Annotated in this window: 14 protein-coding genes; 2 read left to right on the top strand and 12 right to left on the bottom strand. The window is 48.0% G+C overall.

The annotated features are described in order from the left end of the window. The coding region (locus ABNT28_RS05770) for an ABC transporter permease subunit (protein ID WP_348721160.1) at positions 1-717 on the bottom strand (717 nt) is incomplete at its 3' end. A gap of 280 nt (positions 718-997) precedes the next feature. Here ABNT28_RS05770 and ABNT28_RS05765 point away from each other — a divergent pair. Next, the gene (locus ABNT28_RS05765) at positions 998-1,681 is read left to right on the top strand and encodes a TerC family protein (RefSeq protein WP_332923650.1); all 684 of its coding nucleotides are present in this window, start codon (positions 998-1,000) and stop codon (positions 1,679-1,681) included. Here the strand turns inward: ABNT28_RS05765 and ABNT28_RS05760 are convergent. The 10 genes from ABNT28_RS05760 to ABNT28_RS05715 all read right to left on the bottom strand — a co-directional run bounded on the left by ABNT28_RS05760 (position 1,678) and on the right by ABNT28_RS05715 (position 13,269). Next, positions 1,678-2,580: an EamA family transporter gene (locus tag ABNT28_RS05760; RefSeq protein WP_348721159.1), complete on the bottom strand. Its 903-nt coding sequence runs from the start codon at positions 2,578-2,580 to the stop codon at positions 1,678-1,680. The two genes, ABNT28_RS05765 and ABNT28_RS05760, sit on opposite strands and share 4 nt — an antisense overlap. 38 nt (positions 2,581-2,618) lie before the next feature. Beyond that, positions 2,619-3,794 carry a MalY/PatB family protein gene (locus ABNT28_RS05755; protein ID WP_332923652.1) on the bottom strand — a complete coding sequence of 392 codons (1,176 nt, stop codon included), beginning with the start codon at positions 3,792-3,794 and terminating at the stop codon, positions 2,619-2,621. Positions 3,795-3,949: 155 nt separating this feature from the next. Then, entirely contained in the window at positions 3,950-5,176 is a 1,227-nt protein-coding gene (locus tag ABNT28_RS05750) for an aminotransferase class V-fold PLP-dependent enzyme (RefSeq protein ID WP_348721158.1), read from the bottom strand. 28 nt (positions 5,177-5,204) lie between these two features. After that, positions 5,205-6,866, bottom strand: coding sequence for a thiamine pyrophosphate-dependent enzyme (locus ABNT28_RS05745; protein ID WP_348721157.1), 1,662 nt, complete (start codon positions 6,864-6,866; stop codon positions 5,205-5,207). Between the two features lie 75 nt (positions 6,867-6,941). After that, positions 6,942-8,135 carry an amino acid aminotransferase gene (locus ABNT28_RS05740; protein WP_348721156.1) on the bottom strand — a complete coding sequence of 398 codons (1,194 nt, stop codon included), beginning with the start codon at positions 8,133-8,135 and terminating at the stop codon, positions 6,942-6,944. Between the two features lie 75 nt (positions 8,136-8,210). Then, positions 8,211-9,524, bottom strand: coding sequence for a branched-chain amino acid ABC transporter permease (locus tag ABNT28_RS05735; protein ID WP_348721155.1), 1,314 nt, complete (start codon positions 9,522-9,524; stop codon positions 8,211-8,213). Further along, positions 9,521-10,537 carry a branched-chain amino acid ABC transporter permease gene (locus tag ABNT28_RS05730; protein ID WP_332924745.1) on the bottom strand — a complete coding sequence of 339 codons (1,017 nt, stop codon included), beginning with the start codon at positions 10,535-10,537 and terminating at the stop codon, positions 9,521-9,523. The genes ABNT28_RS05735 and ABNT28_RS05730 overlap by 4 nt, the downstream gene beginning before the upstream one ends. Then, on the bottom strand, positions 10,537-11,241 hold the full coding sequence (locus ABNT28_RS05725; RefSeq protein ID WP_332924744.1) for an ABC transporter ATP-binding protein: 705 nt from the start codon (positions 11,239-11,241) through the stop codon (positions 10,537-10,539). The genes ABNT28_RS05730 and ABNT28_RS05725 overlap by 1 nt, the downstream gene beginning before the upstream one ends. Then, positions 11,238-12,020 (bottom strand): ABC transporter ATP-binding protein, encoded by a 783-nt coding sequence (locus ABNT28_RS05720; RefSeq protein ID WP_332924743.1) that lies wholly within the window; start codon positions 12,018-12,020, stop codon positions 11,238-11,240. Before ABNT28_RS05720 ends, ABNT28_RS05725 begins: the two co-directional genes overlap by 4 nt. A gap of 67 nt (positions 12,021-12,087) precedes the next feature. After that, positions 12,088-13,269 (bottom strand): ABC transporter substrate-binding protein, encoded by a 1,182-nt coding sequence (locus tag ABNT28_RS05715; protein ID WP_332924742.1) that lies wholly within the window; start codon positions 13,267-13,269, stop codon positions 12,088-12,090. 188 nt (positions 13,270-13,457) lie between these two features. Between ABNT28_RS05715 and ABNT28_RS05710 the strand changes: the two genes are divergently transcribed. Next, positions 13,458-14,810 (top strand): FAD-binding oxidoreductase, encoded by a 1,353-nt coding sequence (locus ABNT28_RS05710; protein WP_348721154.1) that lies wholly within the window; start codon positions 13,458-13,460, stop codon positions 14,808-14,810. A gap of 12 nt (positions 14,811-14,822) precedes the next feature. On the opposite strand, the gene ABNT28_RS05705 is transcribed toward ABNT28_RS05710, so the two are convergent. Then, the coding region (locus ABNT28_RS05705) for a trimethylamine methyltransferase family protein (RefSeq protein ID WP_348721153.1) at positions 14,823-16,227 on the bottom strand (1,405 nt) is incomplete at its 5' end.

The following is a 16,227-nucleotide window of genomic DNA, read 5'->3' as shown; positions in this document are numbered from 1 at the left end:
CCAGACATTAAAAATACCTAGCGTGATGGTTGGAATAGCAAAATATTCAACCGTACCAAAATCCGAAACCACTTCCATCAAGACCAATGCAAGCCCTGCCATTATCGCTGGTCTGGCAAGCGGTAGCCCGACAGTCCAGAATTGCGATTTATCATGCACCAGCGCAATTTCAAACAGGCTGGCTGGCGTCAGACGAAAAGCCACACGTGTGACCATATAAATATAAGGATAAAGCACCGACGCCATGACCAAGGCCGCACCGCCAAGTGACCTGATTTCTGGAAACCAGTAATCCTGCGCTGATTGCCACCCAAAAATACTACGCATGCCACTTTGAACAAACCCAGCATATTCAAAAAAATCTGTATAGGTATAGGCGATAATGTAAGCTGGAATTGCGGCTGGCAACAACAGCGCCCATTCCAGCACTTTCTTGCCTGCAAAATTATAGCGGCTGACAACCCATGCTGTGCTGACACCAAAACCAATAGCTAAAACACCAACGCCAGCCATCAAAATGAGCGTGTTTATTACATAGGTTCCCAACACTGTATTCAGCAGATGTGTCCATAACCCGTCACTATCACCACTCGCAGTGACAACAAGTGCCAACACAGGCGCCAAAGATAATGCGCATAAAAGCACGACGACAATCAGCCAGCGATCAATATGTTGCCGTGGAACGCCTGCCCAGTTTGAAAGAAATGTAGCTACCATAAAACCAGTTCAACTGTCTTTGCGTGTATGGTCTAACTTTGTCTGATCAACCAATGGCAAGATACGTAAATATCGGATAAGAAGTTAATAAGAATGATTATCAAAATCAAAAACTGTTTGCAAGCATCAAGTTGATAATCATTCTCAATTTTAAAATTCAAAAATAAAATTCCTTTAATTCTATTAAATAGCCCCTTTTATTTCGCCCGCATTGCTTCTATCTGTACACGGTATCACTGTCGCCCGTTCCGCAATAAAATCATTCAGAAAGCCTTTATCTATGACCGAATTTATGACTGATGCGCTTGTCATCTCCATTCTACAAATTATCGCAATCGACATAATTCTGGGTGGTGATAATGCGATTATAATTGCGCTGGCATGTCGTGATCTTCCTGAACGTCAGAAAAAGCTGGGTATTTTGTGGGGAACAGCTGGGGCCATCATTTTGCGGGTTATTCTGGTTTTCTTTGCCACGACCTTGATGGCGGTTCCGGGGCTAAAGCTTATTGGCGGGCTTCTGCTTTTATGGATTGGTGTAAAATTACTTATCGAAAATGACGGTGAAAATGAGCATAAGGTCAATAGTTCACAAGGGCTGATGACAGCTATCCGTACAATCATAATTGCCGATTTTGTCATGAGTCTGGACAATTCGATTGCCATTGCGGCGGCGGCAAAAGGTAATATGTATCTTGTGGTTTTTGGCTTGCTTCTCAGCGTTCCCATCATCATTGCAGGTAGCGCCATAATCCTCAAACTAATGTCCCGCTATCCCGTTATCATCAGCATGGGTGCTGGCCTTTTAGGATGGCTTGCTGGCGATTTAATCGTTCATGACCCGCTTTTGGAAAGCTATCTGAGTCTTCACATCCCTTATGCAAATATATTGGTTGCGGGCGGGCTGGCGGCCATCGTGGTCACCGTCGGGCGGGCGCTTGCAAAGCGGCAAAAACCCGTTTAATCAGCCATCGTCTTGTGCGAAACAACGCCGATATATACGCCTGTAGCGATAATTGCGACAAACCCAACCCATTGCCAATAATCCAGATACTCACCAATAAACAACGCAGACGACAACGCCGCAACGATAACTTCCGACAGCATCAAAATGCCAACCAGACCGGGTGAAACATACTGATTTACCCGAAAAATAATCAGCACTGACGGCAGGAAAATACACACCGAAGCTACAAATGCCACAGGTAGCCCACTTATCAGAACGGTCACATCCGGAATTGGCACGGCCAGAACCAACGCCGCTATAGCGGCCAGAACCCCGCCAACACCATATTGAAACAAGGTGATATTCATAATATTGGCTTTTGGATATTTGCCAATGATGATCGACCCGACTGACCAGCTTATGCCAGATAGCAACCCCAGCAAATCACTGGCAACAAACTGCATATCAAAGACATTCACCTGCATGATCAGAATGCACCCAACCAACCCCATACTTATGGCAATCCAGCGCCCCGCATTTAGTTTTTCTGCTAGATAGATGCTGCCAAGCAAGGTTGACCATATCGGTGTTAGATAAAATAAAACCGTGGTTTTTGTCACTGACGCCACAACAAGACCAAGAGAATACAGCACAAAGCCAATGCCCATTGCGCCCCCTGCAGCAAGGTAAATACCCCAATCAGCGCGATGTGCCATCAATGACTTTTTGCAGAATGGAAACAGGGCTATAAAAGGCAACGTCTGAAAACTGACCACAACCCATAAACCATCGATACCTAGACTTTCGACATAGCGCATCGGCACCCAGATCAACCCCCACAGGGATGCCGCCGCACAAACCAGCAACAATCCCGTGCGTTTATTTGTTGATTCAAGAATGGCCTGTGAAATACCCAATATACACCCTTTGCTGTACCTATGGCGTCTTGTTTGGATTATTGAAGATCAGCAAAAGCATCTTGCAAACGTGCCACAGCTTCAACAATAAGGGCGCGGCGTGTTGCCAGATTGAAACGCATGAAATTATCGCCGCCTGCCCCGAAACTACTACCAAAATTTCCGGCAATCCGTGCTTTTTGCGTCACCCGGCTGTTAAATTCATCTGGTTTCATTCCCGTATCAGCAAAGCCAACCCAGGTCAGATAGGTTGCTTGTAAAGGCATTATGCTTAATCCGGGAATATTGCGGATACCTTCGGCAAAGATTCGGTTATTCTCGGACAGATATAACCGCAACGCGTCAAGCCACGCATCACCATGTTCATACGCGGCTTCCGACATAATCATGCCAAAGCGGTTTAGCGATATACCCGCCGCCTTTTGTGCTTTTATAAATTGATTACGCAACGTCATATTTTCAATAATCACACTGCCCAGCATGGCACCTGCAAGATTGAATGTCTTTGTCGTTGCGGCCAACGTGACCAGACTTGCCGTAAATTCTGGCGCAATTTTTGCCAGCACATGATGCTCATTTCCGTCCAGAATAATGTCATGATGCACTTCATCACTTATCAGAATAATATCGCGCTCAGCGCAAAACACCATGACCGCACGCAGCTCATCCTTTGTCCATATACGCCCACCGGGGTTATGCGGCGAACACAGAAACATCAGCTTTTCATCACCCTTCAGCCGCGACGCCAACGCATCCAGATCCATATGATAACGTCCGTCATCAAGCACCAGTTCAGACTCGATAACCTTACGGTCATTCGCCCTAATCAGCCGATGAAACGCATGATAGACGGGCGAGAAGACAATGACGCTGTCGCCCACATCGCTATAGGCGTGAACTGCCAGCGATAGCGCATTGACCAGCCCATGCGTATTCACAATCCAGTCTGGCTGAACAGTCCAGCCATGCCGGCGGCGCATCCAGCCAACAAGCGCGCTTCGGAAGCTTGAATCATCGCCGTAATAGCCGTAAACGCCATGCGTATGCATATCTTTCAGCGCATCGGAAACGCCTTGTGGTGGCTTGAAATCCATATCAGCGACCCACATCGGAATGCCGTCATGCGGCGACACATTATAATTTGCCTGCATGGTGTCCCATTTGTCCGAATGGGTGTTTGTGCGATTAATGATTTCGTCAAAATCTATTGTCATCAAGAATCCTACTGGCAAAAAGTATGTGGCTGATAGCCAATATTTCCAAAGGCAACGGTGTGGAAAATCATCTCTGAGATAAAACCACGCAAATAATCCAATAAATTACAGTCGTTTATCGGCACAGGTCAAGCTACCACCTTGAAAGCCATACGCTATAATGTAGCATCAAGCGCCGTGATCAGCTTTTGCACCTCATCAGCATGGGTGTAATGCACAAAGCTCAAACGCAGCACACCGGGGTCTGCCGCAACGCCCATCGCTTCGATCAGACGCACAGCATAAAAGTCACCACCACCTGCCATAACACCATGATTTGCAAGCGTCTCGGCCAATTCTGTGGCTGGTTTATCTGCATGTATGGCCACTGTTGGTACACGTTGCCCCACCTTATCAGCGCCCATTATACGAATATCATTTCGGCTACGCAGATAATCCAGCAAAGGCGTCAGAATCAAATCTTCATAATCGCGTTGTAACTGGCGCACTGCCCGACCACGCGCCGCTGCATCTTCATTTGGCGTAAAATGATGGTCATGAACAGCATCAATATAATCCGCCATGCCAGCACAGGCGGCAATTTGGGCATGATCGGGTCCAGCTGGGGTAAAGCGTTTATACCGAACATCACTGTTAAAAAAATGTGCCTGATTAGGCAACCGATCAGCCAGATCACGCGCAATAAACATGATGCCTTGATGCGGACCATATGTTTTATAGCTTGAAAACAGATAAATATCCGTTCCCAAAGCCCGCATGTCAGGCAAGCCGTGCGGCGCCATGCTGACCCCATCGGTACAGGTTACAGCGCCAACATCATGTGCCATACGGGCAATATCGGCAACGGGGTTTTCTTGGCCAACGATATTTGAACAATGCGGAAAACAAACCAGCTTGACGTTTTCATCCAGAATGGTCGCAAGCGTCGCAAGGTCAAGCTGGCCACTTTCGGCATCGACATGCCATTCACGCACCTCAATGCCTTTATCGGCAAGCCGCCGCCACACGCCGGTATTTGCTTCATGATCCTGATCTGTGACGATAATGGCATCACCCGAAGACAGCATTTGTCCAAATGCCTGAGCCAGCACATATGTATTTTGACTTGTTGATGGACCAAAACTCAGCTCATCACTATGGATATTCATCAAACCTGCAAGCCGCGTGCGGGCTTCATCCATTTCTTCACCGCCAAGCCGCGACGCATCATAGGGCGCATAGGGTTGCACTTTTCGTTCACGATAGAAACGATGCAGACGATCAACAACGTGTTTACATGTATAAGAGCCGCCCGCATTTTCAAAAAATGCCTGCCCAGCTAGTGATGATTCTGAAAAAGCAGGAAACTGACTACGGATGAAATCTATGTCCAAGCTACGCATAAAGAATCCTTTAATTAAAATTGCCCAATTAAGATGACTTAGCGCTTTCACGCAAAGCAGATATTGTCGCGCGGGGGCTAATTGCCTCAGTGCCTATCATAAGCTCTAATACGGCACCAGTCGAAGACTGCATGGCACGGCCAAAAGCCGCGCTAAATTCATCGGTATTTGCTACCCGTTCGCCATGAAAGCCATAGGCTGACGCCAATGTCACAAAATCGGGGTTGATAAGATCGGTACCTGATACACGATGCGGATAGGTGCGTTCCTGATGCATGCGGATTGTGCCATAGGTACCGTTATTCAAAATCAGAATGATTGGCTGGATATTTTCCTGCATTGCTGTGCCCAGCTCATTGCCATTCATCTGAAAGTCACCATCACCGGCGAAACACAGAACCGTCCGCTCAGGGTATCTTGCTTTGGCCGCAATCGCGGCGGGAACCCCTGCTCCCATCGCCCCACTTTGCGGTCCCAGCAAACGCGACTTACGACCAAACTTCATGAACCGGTTTGGCCACAGGGCAAAATTGCCTGCACCATGTGTCACGATCACGTCATCGGGCAACATCTCAGCCAGAACCCCCATCACAACCCCCATATCAACGGGGCTTTCCTGTGGGGCAACCTCAAAACTGTTTAAATATGTGTGGCGCGCGTCAGCACACCATTCCTGACGCTTTGCATTAGGTGTTAGCCTTATAGATGATAACGCTTCGGCAAAACAATTTGGCCCTGAATGAAGTGGCAAATCTGCCGCATAAATTTTACCCAATTCACCATCAGATACATGGCTATGAATCAATTTGGCTTTCATGTTGGGGCTGTCAAAAAGCTGATAGGCATCGGTTGTCATTTCACCAAAGCGTATATTGATCGCCATAATCACATCTGCTTCACGCAACAGCGACTTCATATAGCCATTCATACCGACACTGGCATCACCAGCATAGCAATCATGGTGGTTATCAATTATGTCGTGGAACCTATGCGCCGCAACAATGGGCAGATTATTACCTAAACAGAAATCACATAACGCATCAACACCGCCCTTTTCCCAGCGACTTCCCCCAACGATAACAACAGGCTTTTCCGCCTCATTAAGCATGGCCTCAACCGCGGCCAGTTGCGTCATTGAAATGGCTGGCTCGGGGATGTTGACAGCTTTGCATGGCAAGGTTGTAACCTCTTGCGTCAGTAACGTTTCGGGCAATGACACAATGACAGGACCCGGGCGGCCACTAAGGGCTGTTGCCCACGCCCGACTGATTAATTCGGGAATCCGTTCCGCATCGTCAATTTCAACAACCCATTTTGCAATACTGCCAAAATAGGCTGTATAATCAATTTCCTGAAAGGCTTCGCGGCCAATCATATCGCTACCAACCTGACCGACGAATAACAGCATCGGCGTCGAATTTTGCATAGCGGTATGTACGCCTATTGATGCGTTGGTAGCGCCTGGCCCGCGTGTCACAAAACAAAGCCCCGGGTCTCCGGTGAGTTTGCCCCAGGCCTCAGCCATATAGGCCGCCCCGCCTTCCTGACGCGCCATGATGAAACGAAAATCATCTTGGTGGTCATGCATGGCGTTAAGAACAGCAAGATAAGACTCACCTGGCACACCAAACCCAACTTTGGCACCAAGTGTAATCAGGCACTCCATTAACAGACTGCCACCATCTTTCATAGCTGTGTCCATACCCAATAAAGAAGCCCTCTGACCTGCGTTATGACTATATCAGGCTGGTAATATCACAAACATCTATTTTGATATGTTTGCAACCATTGAAACCGCTTTGGCAAATGGCGCAACGCGCCCGCCCGCCAGACCCGGGACATTGATACGGCTGTCACCAACAATATACATGCCATGATCTGTTCGCAGCGTTTCTACCTGCTCAGGCGAAAGACCAAGACGTGAAAACATGCCGCGATGATCCTTGATAAAATCAAAATGATCCGAATTGCATTGCTGACGCAATGCTTCCGCCAGATTTTCACGGACAGTTAGCATGGCAAGCCGCATATCTTCCAGCTCGGCTTCCCACTCGGCGCGCAAATCAGCATCCGACAGAATAATGGCGACAAGTGCCGCTCCATGATCTGGGGCAAAGGAATAGTTCATTCGGTTCAATGTTGCCAGATTACCCTGAGTCACCGTTGCAGAGTCAGCGTCCTTGGCGATAACCATTGCACAGCCAACACGATCACGATAAAGGCCAAAATTTTTAGAACATGATGCCGCCACCATCATTTCGGGCATGCGCGAAGCCATAGTGCGCATATGAACAGCATCTTCTTCCAGCCCGTCACCAAAACCCTGATAGGCAATATCAACAAGCGGCATAACATTCTTTTCAAGCACAAGATCAGTAATCGCATGCCATTGATCGGCTGTCAGATTAGCCCCTGTCGGGTTATGGCAACAACCATGCAATACAAGCATGTCACCAGCCTGCATGCCCTGAAGCGATGCCATCAAACCGTCAAAGTCAACACCGCTAGTCGCGGCATCAAAATAATCGTAATTTTCGGTTTTGAAACCCAAATGCTTGGCCATTGCCACATGCGAAGGCCAGCTTGGGTTGCTAACCCAGATAGTCGCATCGGGATTCAACATTTTCATGGCTTCAAAAAGCTGATGCAAGGCGCCTGTGCCACCTGGCGCTTGCAAGGTTGCCACACGGTCTGCCGCAACCGCGCCACCCAATACCAACTTGCGCATCTCATCCCTAAATATCTCATCACCGGCAAGCGCTTTGTAAGATTTAGAGGTCTGCTCCGCATGTAACCGAATTTCGGCCTTTTTAACAGCTGTCATAATCGGTGTTTTGCCATCAGCATCCTTATAAACGCCAACGCCAAGGTCAATTTTATTCTCGCGTGTGTCAGCGGCAAAAAGTTTACCAAGACCAAGAATGGGATCAGCTTTCGCTGGTACAAGCTTTTCAAGCATTATAAATGTTCCGATTGTTGAGGCCATAAACCTAATTAGTAGGGCAAATTTGCCGCCCAAGGCAATAGCTTTTAGCTAGCGTTTGACCTCGGGTATCAGACCACGTGGGGCAAAGCGCAATACCAGCAGTAAAACCAGGCCCATAGTGATAAGGCGCATATGCGCGGCGCTATTTATCAAATGCAGGCGCAACCAGTGATCTTCTGCCATCCCTGAGGTCAGCACATCAATAAGCCATAGCCCCATTGGTTCGGCTTCAATCCAGAAAAACCATATGATAAAGCCACCTAGAATCGAGCCCCAGTTATTGCCAGACCCACCAACGATAACCATAACCCATATTAGAAACGTAAAACGAAGCGGCTGGTAGGTGGTTGGGGTAAATTGACCATCAAGTGTCGTAAGCATGGCACCTGCGACACCCACAACAGCAGATCCCAGAACAAATACCTGCAAATGTCGCCATGTCACATTCTTGCCCATGGCACTAGCGGCGGTTTCATTATCACGAATGGCGCGCATCATCCGGCCCCAAGGCGAACGAAGCGCGGTTTCAGACAACCAGAGAATAATCAACAAAATAGCCGTGAATAATACGGCATAGCATAACTTGACGACGACAGATGAGGCATCTTCCACCTGCATACCAAGGTTATTCGCAAAATCCTGAAAACTGGCTGACTTGTTTAAATCAACTTCATAAGGAACAGGGCGCGGCAAGCCAGCAACATTTTTGACACCGCGCGTTAGCCAATCCTCAAATTTCAGAAAATAAATGATGATTTCGGAAATACCTAATGTCGCAATCGCCAGATAATCTGACCGCAGGCCTAGTGATATTTTTCCAACCACCCACGCCGCCGCCGCCGCAAATAGGCCGCCAACAAACCAACTCAAAATGATGGGCAATCCTGCACCGCCTAAAAATCCGGTCTTGGCTGGTTCGACAGATTCAATTGCCATAACAGCTGGATCAATGATTGACCGCATGATGATATAGCCAATCAGAATGGCAAGGCCTGTAAGCCAAAAACGCCGACGTCCCATATGCGCTGTTTTGCGCCAGACAAGCACGCCAACGGCGATCATCCCCAGACCAGCGATCAAACCACCCACAATGCCTACACCGCCAACCTGCCACGCTTCGGAAACGGGCTTGGATGCAACCAGAACACCAGCCAGCCCCCCCAGCGCGGCAAACCCCATGATGCCAACATTAAACAGACCCGCATAGCCCCACTGAATATTGACCCCAAGCGCCATGATCGCTGAAATCAAACATAGATTTAAAAGCGATAGCGATACGCTCCAGCTTTGCAAAAAGCCTACAAACACAAGCAAGGCCGCCATAATCGAGAAACAGACAAGATTCCTTTGTTTATCTGTCATATCGATTTTCCACTAAAAATACCGGTTGGCTTGACCAGAAGCACAATCACCAGAATGAAAAAAGAAACCGCAAATTTGTAATCGGTGGACAGGAATTGAACCAACCCTTCAGGTGCCATGCTTTCAGGCAATAAATAGGTCACAACACGTTTATAGGCAAAGGTGATAATCAGTTCGGAAAAGGCAATCACAAACCCGCCAGCAATGGCACCAACAGGACTGCCGACACCGCCGACAATAGCCGCCGCAAAAATTGGCAATAGCAGTTGCAGATAGACAAACGGCTTAAAGCTTTTATCAAGACCGTATAAAGTGCCCGCTATTGTTGCCAATGCAGCGGTGATAATCCATGCGATCATCACGACCCTATCTGGATTGATACCAGACAACAGCGCCAGATCTTCATTATCCGAAAAGGCACGCATCGATTTACCCGTGCGCGTCCGGTTTAAAAACCAGAATACGGCCGCCACAACAATGACGGCTGTTATAACTGTCACCCCTTGCGAAGTTTTTATCGCCAAACCTTCATTCAGGCCTGTAATCTGCTTAAAGGCACGCGCTTTCATGATAAAACGCGCACCATCGCCAAATAGCTGGTCATTAGGGCCGATAATAAAACGGATCACCCCGCCAGTAATGAACATCACGCCAACCGAAACAATAAGATATGTTACGGGCGATGCTTTTTGCTCGCGATAATAGCGATAGACCAGACGATCAGTCGTCAGACAAAGAGCAATAGTGCCAAGGATGCCCACTGGCAACGCCAACAAAGCTGTCGGAAGCGGGGCAATGCTAACGCCTGCTGATTGTAGCCACCATGTCACAAGGATCGTAATCATGGCACCAAAGGCCATCGTTTCCCCATGCGCAAAATTGGAAAAGCGCAAAACACTATAGATAAGCGTTACGCCCAAGGCACCAAGCGCAAGCTGGCTTCCATAAGCCAAGCCAGGCACAAGAATGAAATTCGCCAGAATAACCAGAGGATTCAGAATATCAGCCATCATCACCCTCCCAGAAATGCTTTGCGTACATTTGGATTGGCCATTAATGCCGCCCCTGTGTCGGTATAGCGGTTTTCGCCTTGCACCAGCACAAAACCTTTATCAGCAATATTTAACGCCTGCTTGGCATTTTGTTCGACCATCAAGATCGCAATACCGGTACGCGCCACTTCGATAATCCGGTCAAACAGTTCATCCATAACAATCGGCGATACGCCTGCTGTTGGTTCATCAAGCATCAATACTTTTGGTTTGGTCATCAAAGCTCGCCCAACGGCGACCTGCTGGCGTTGCCCCCCTGATAACTCACCTGCGGGCTGAAACCGCTTCTCGTGCAAAATAGGAAACAACCCATAAACCTGATCCATTGTTTCGGCAATGTCATCACGGCGAATAAAGGCGCCCATTTCAAGGTTTTCTGCAACCGTCATGCTGGTAAATACATTGCTGTTCTGCGGCACAAAGCCCATGCCCTTAAGCACACGATCCTGCGGCTTCAAATTGGTAATATCCTCACCGTCGAACATTACCTTGCCAGCCCGCAAATCCAGCATGCCGAACATCGCTTTCATAGCGGTTGATTTACCCGCACCATTGGGCCCAACAACAACGGCAATCTCACCGCGTTCAACACTGACTGTGCAGTCATGCAGAATATCTGCTCCCCCATATCCGCCAGTCATTTCATCACCAATCAGAAAGCTCATTTTGTGGCTCTCTTCTTGTTCTTCAAACCGGTACCAAGATAGGCCTCGATAACCTCATCATTGGCCTTTATTTCAAGTGCCGTTCCTGTTGCAAGAACCGCCCCTTCGGCCATGACAATGACCGGATCACATAATCTTGAGATAAACTCCATATCATGCTCAATCATACAGAATGTATAACCACGATCTTTATTCAGGCGGAAAATGGCATCACCGATAGAGTTGAGCAATGTCCGGTTAACACCAGCCCCGACCTCATCAAGGAACACAATCTTTGCATCGACCATCATCGTGCGGCCAAGCTCAAGCAGCTTTTTCTGTCCCCCAGACAAATTGCCAGCCAATTCATCGGCAACCTGATTGATTTGCAGAAAATCTATGACATCATTTGCCTTGGCACGAATATCGGCTTCTTCGGCGCGCACACGTGCTGGATTAATCCATGTATCAATCAACCGTTCACCCGATTGCTTGGCTGGCACCATCATCAAATTTTCACGAACCGTTAACGTCGAAAACTCATGCGCAATCTGAAAAGTGCGCAACATGCCTTTATCGAACAATTCATGCGGGGCAAAGCCGGTAATATCCTCGCCATCAAGAAACACTTTTCCTGACGTTGGTTTATATACACCGGCAATAACGTTGAATAAGGTGGTCTTGCCAGCACCATTGGGACCAATAAGCCCAGTGATCGAACCAGTTTCAATGACCAATGATGCATCATTAACGGCTTTAATGCCGCCAAAATGCTTACTTATGTTTTCAATAACTATCATAAAAAATACTAATAATAATAGGATCCAGACATCACGCATGATGTCTGGATCGCAGTTTATCTATAGCTTAGCGGAAACGGGCTGTAGTGTTCTCGCCGCCTTTAACAAGGATTTCCTTGTAGTTACCAGCAGACTCACCAGCACCAATCAGCTCAACAGCAGACGCACCAACATAGTCAATGTCGCCACCATCAGCGATAATCTTCATGGCTTTTGCAAGTTCACCTGGGTAAATCTTTTCACCTGGCGCATTAGCAACTTCCATGACCTTACCTTTGAAATCAGCACTTTCAGTTGAACCTGCGGCCTGCATGGCCAGCATTATCAAAGCTGCACCGTCATAAGACTCAGCAGCAAACGGTCCGTCTTTGAAACCTGCTGCCTTTGCAAGCTCGGCGAACTTTGAAGCACCTGGGCTGTCTGTTCCTGGAACCGTACCGAATGATCCGTCAAGATCAGAGCCGATAGCTTTAGGAAGTGAATCACCAATCATACCGTCTGGAAGCACGAATGTGTCAAATGCACCAGTGTCCAATGACGCTTGAATGACACCTTTACCACCTTGGTCAAGATAACCAGCAACAATCAGCACTTCACCACCAGCTTGCGCTAGTGCGGCAACTTCTGCACCATAATCGGCTTTACCGTCTTCATGCGATGCTGAAATAGTGATTTTACCACCAGATTTTTCGAAATTCATCTGAATGCTGTCTGCAAGACCTTTACCATAGTCATTATTTGTATAGGTCATCGCAACAGATTTGATACCTTTGTCATTCAGGATATCAGCAACAACCTGACCCTGACGGGCATCTGATGGCGCTGTCCGGAAGAACAGACCGTTATCTTCCAGCGTCGACAAGGCTGGAGATGTGGCTGAAGGTGAAATCATCACAATACCTTTGGCCATAGCAACATTCTGCAGAATAGCTGTAGTAACACCTGAACAGTCAGCACCCATGATGGCTTTGACTTTGTCAGATGTAATAAGACGTTCAGCAGTCGCTGTTGCAGCAGCTGAATCAATACAGGTCGAATCACCTCGTACCGATGTTACAGAAGAACCACCCATGAATGTGCCTGAATCGGTAACTTCCTTCATGGCCAATTCAGCGCCAGCAGCCATATCTGGAGTCAGCGATTCAATCGGACCCGTATAGCCAAGCAGCGTCCCGATCTTTACATCAGCGGCAAGCGCTGGTGTGATAGAAACAGCCGCCGCCACAGCGGCAATAATAATCTTTTTCATTTTTTGTCTCCCAAAGAACTAAATTCATACTTTTAGATGCCTGATAATGGCTTATTGCTCAACTAATTCAAGCCTTAAACCGTCATTGCTGTCTCAAAAACGATAACATGGGATGAAAACCATTTACCCCACAATATAAATACATGATTGTAATTACATTATAGTTAGGCAATTAGGTATCGTCATTCATGGCTCGTAACATAATCACCAAAAACCTTCCCCATAACCCCGGTGTGACTGGCTGGAACGCGATTCTGCCCGAGGATTCACCACCTCATATTTTGGCCAAAAATGTAAATGCTGACTGGTTAATAATCGGCGGCGGTTTTGCTGGCCTCTCAGCCGCGCGGCGATTGTCACAACTAGCCCCTGATAGCCGAATTACCGTGCTTGAGGCTGGCCGGATTGGCAACGGGCCTGCTGGTCGAAATTCTGGCTTCATGATTGATTTACCACATGTGTTATCGTCTGAAGATTACGCGGGTGACAGCACTGAAGATTTACTCCAGATGGCCATGAACCGTCGTGCCATCGCTTTTGCCCTTGATGCAGCCGATGAATATGGCCTCGACAGTGAAATCATATCCCAAAGTGGCAAAGTCAATGGCGCGGCAACATCAAAAGGCGTGGCGCATAACCTTGCCTATGCCGATCATCTGGATCACCTTGCCGAAAAATACGAAATTCTTGATGCCCAGCATATGAAAGAATTATGCGGCAGTGACTATTACAATCAGGGTTTATACACACCTGGCACAACAATGCTTCATCCTGCCGCCTATGTACGCGGGCTTCGTGATGGCTTGCGACACAAGGTCAGTATTTTTGAAAATAGTCCAGTAACATCCATGACAAAGACTGGTGCCGACTGGCAAGCCAAAACCCCCGACGGGGCAATCACCGCACCACAAATCATCTTGGCGGTAAATGGTCATGCGCAAAGCTTTGGCTTTTTCAAACGGCGGCTAATGCATATTTTCCTTTATGCTTCTATGACACGCGCCTTACACACAGAAGAAACCCGAAAGCTTGGTGGCAACCCACGCTGGGGCATAACACCATCCGATCCGGTAGGCAGCACAATACGCCGTATTTCAGGGCAGTCAGGTGACCGCATCATTGTTCGCAATCAGGCCAGTTTTGTCAGTTCGATGCAGGTGCCAGACCGCGTAGCTATTGCAAAGCGCACACATCACGAGCGAAGTTTTGCCGCCCGCTTTGAACATATGTCTGGCATAGAAATGGAACATAGCTGGGGTGGCAAATTATGCCTTAGCCTGAATGACGTGCCTGCTTTTGGTGCCATTGAAGACGGAATCACAGCCGCATGTTGTCAGAACGGATTAGGGACAGCGCGGGGAACACTTTCAGGCATCGTGGCCGCTGATCTGGTGACTGGAAATTTATACGACAATCATCAAAGCCTTGAACGTATGCTGTCCTATCCCGAACCCAAAAAACTGCCGATAGAACCCTTTGCAACCATTGGTGCAACTTTGACAATCAAATACCGCGAATGGCGTGCTGGCAAAGAAGTCTGATAGTGCAATTCATTAATGCGTTTCGTTAAGCCCCTTATCTTCGGGTATTTCACGTTCTCGGCGGGCAATATAATCGAGCAAAGCGTCGTTCGTTGCCTCATCCAGTTTAGGCTCTTCATATTCCTTCAGCATTTGACGCGCCATCGTCAAAGCGCGTTCGGTAACATCCTTTGCACCTTCCGCCTGCCATTGTTCAAATGAATTATTATCAAACAGCGTAGGCATGAAAAAGGCACGCTCAAAATTCTCCAGCGTATGCGCATGACCAAGATAATGTCCGCCTGGCCCTATATCGCGTACTGCACATAACGCCTCGTCAAAATCATCCCAGCGCAGCCCTTCGGCCATTCTGTAACCCATTGCACATTGTTCGGCATCAACCATAAATTTGGCAACCGAACAATGCATACCAGCCTCGTTCCAGCCTGCCGAATGCCATATATAATTTGCACCTGCCATCAACACAGCCATTAAGGTTGTTGCACTTTCATAGCCTGCCTGTGCGTCCAGCGTTTTTGCACCACCAAGCGTATTTGACGTTCGCCACGGGACGCCATAAAACCGCGCCATTTGGCCAATCATGAAGTTCATCAGCGAAATTTCGGGCGTTCCTGCCATCGGCGCGCCCGACCGCATGGATACTGTTGACAGATAATGCCCATAGATTGCTGGCGCCCCTTTGCGGATAACTTGCGTATAAGCCAGCGCCGATAGCGCCTCCGCATTCAACTGCGCAACCGCAGGCACCGTTGACGCTGGTGTATTAGCACCGCCAAGTACAAAAGGTGAGCACAGAACAGGCTGATTCCGCCGGACAAAGGCACGCATTGCACCCAGCATTGTTTCATCCCAGACTAAGGGTGAATTGCCATTTATATTGCCAACAACAACCGCATGGTCTTCCAGAAATGCCGCACCAAACAGGATGTCGCACATATCCATGACATCCTCGCCATTTTTGCCTGACGTTGTCATGCCCATAAAGGTTTTGTCCGAATATTTCATCGACGAATAGGTAATTTGCAAATGCCGATGCGGCACCGGATGATCCATTGGTTCAACAATATGATGCGCTGATGAATGCATGGCTGGGGACATATGCGCTAATTTATGGAACATCCCCAGATCATCCAGCGTTGGCAACCGTCTTTCATCATCAAGATCGCGTAAATATGGTGCGCCTGTCATTGGCACAAACATTGATTTACGGCCACCTAAACCAATCGTATTATCAGGGTTACGTGCATGAAGTGTAATCGTTTCAGGGATTGAACTTATAAGACTGCGGATATGTTCACGATCAAATTTTACCAAGTCTCCCTCGACACGGGCGCCTGCTTTGCGCCAGTCATCAAGGGCAACCGGATCACGAAAAACAACACCAACATCTTCAAGAATGGACATTGAGGCATCGTCA

It is taken from the genome of uncultured Candidatus Puniceispirillum sp. (assembly GCF_963979125.1).
Classification (GTDB): domain Bacteria; phylum Pseudomonadota; class Alphaproteobacteria; order Puniceispirillales; family Puniceispirillaceae; genus Puniceispirillum.
Note: the sequence above shows the minus strand (reverse complement) of the source record. Positions and strands in the feature narration are given on the sequence as shown.

Excerpts from the sequence above, each read along its gene's own strand:
- ABNT28_RS05765 (WP_332923650.1), top strand. The coding sequence starts at position 998 with ATGACCGAATTTATGACTGATGCGCTTGTCATCTCCATTCTACAAATT.
- ABNT28_RS05755 (WP_332923652.1), bottom strand. The coding sequence starts at position 3,794 with ATGACAATAGATTTTGACGAAATCATTAATCGCACAAACACCCATTCG.
- ABNT28_RS05750 (WP_348721158.1), bottom strand. The coding sequence starts at position 5,176 with ATGCGTAGCTTGGACATAGATTTCATCCGTAGTCAGTTTCCTGCTTTT.
- ABNT28_RS05745 (WP_348721157.1), bottom strand. The coding sequence starts at position 6,866 with ATGAAAGATGGTGGCAGTCTGTTAATGGAGTGCCTGATTACACTTGGT.
- ABNT28_RS05740 (WP_348721156.1), bottom strand. The coding sequence starts at position 8,135 with ATGCTTGAAAAGCTTGTACCAGCGAAAGCTGATCCCATTCTTGGTCTT.
- ABNT28_RS05735 (WP_348721155.1), bottom strand. The coding sequence starts at position 9,524 with ATGACAGATAAACAAAGGAATCTTGTCTGTTTCTCGATTATGGCGGCC.
- ABNT28_RS05730 (WP_332924745.1), bottom strand. The coding sequence starts at position 10,537 with ATGATGGCTGATATTCTGAATCCTCTGGTTATTCTGGCGAATTTCATT.
- ABNT28_RS05725 (WP_332924744.1), bottom strand. The coding sequence starts at position 11,241 with ATGAGCTTTCTGATTGGTGATGAAATGACTGGCGGATATGGGGGAGCA.
- ABNT28_RS05720 (WP_332924743.1), bottom strand. The coding sequence starts at position 12,020 with ATGATAGTTATTGAAAACATAAGTAAGCATTTTGGCGGCATTAAAGCC.
- ABNT28_RS05715 (WP_332924742.1), bottom strand. The coding sequence starts at position 13,269 with ATGAAAAAGATTATTATTGCCGCTGTGGCGGCGGCTGTTTCTATCACA.
- ABNT28_RS05710 (WP_348721154.1), top strand. The coding sequence starts at position 13,458 with ATGGCTCGTAACATAATCACCAAAAACCTTCCCCATAACCCCGGTGTG.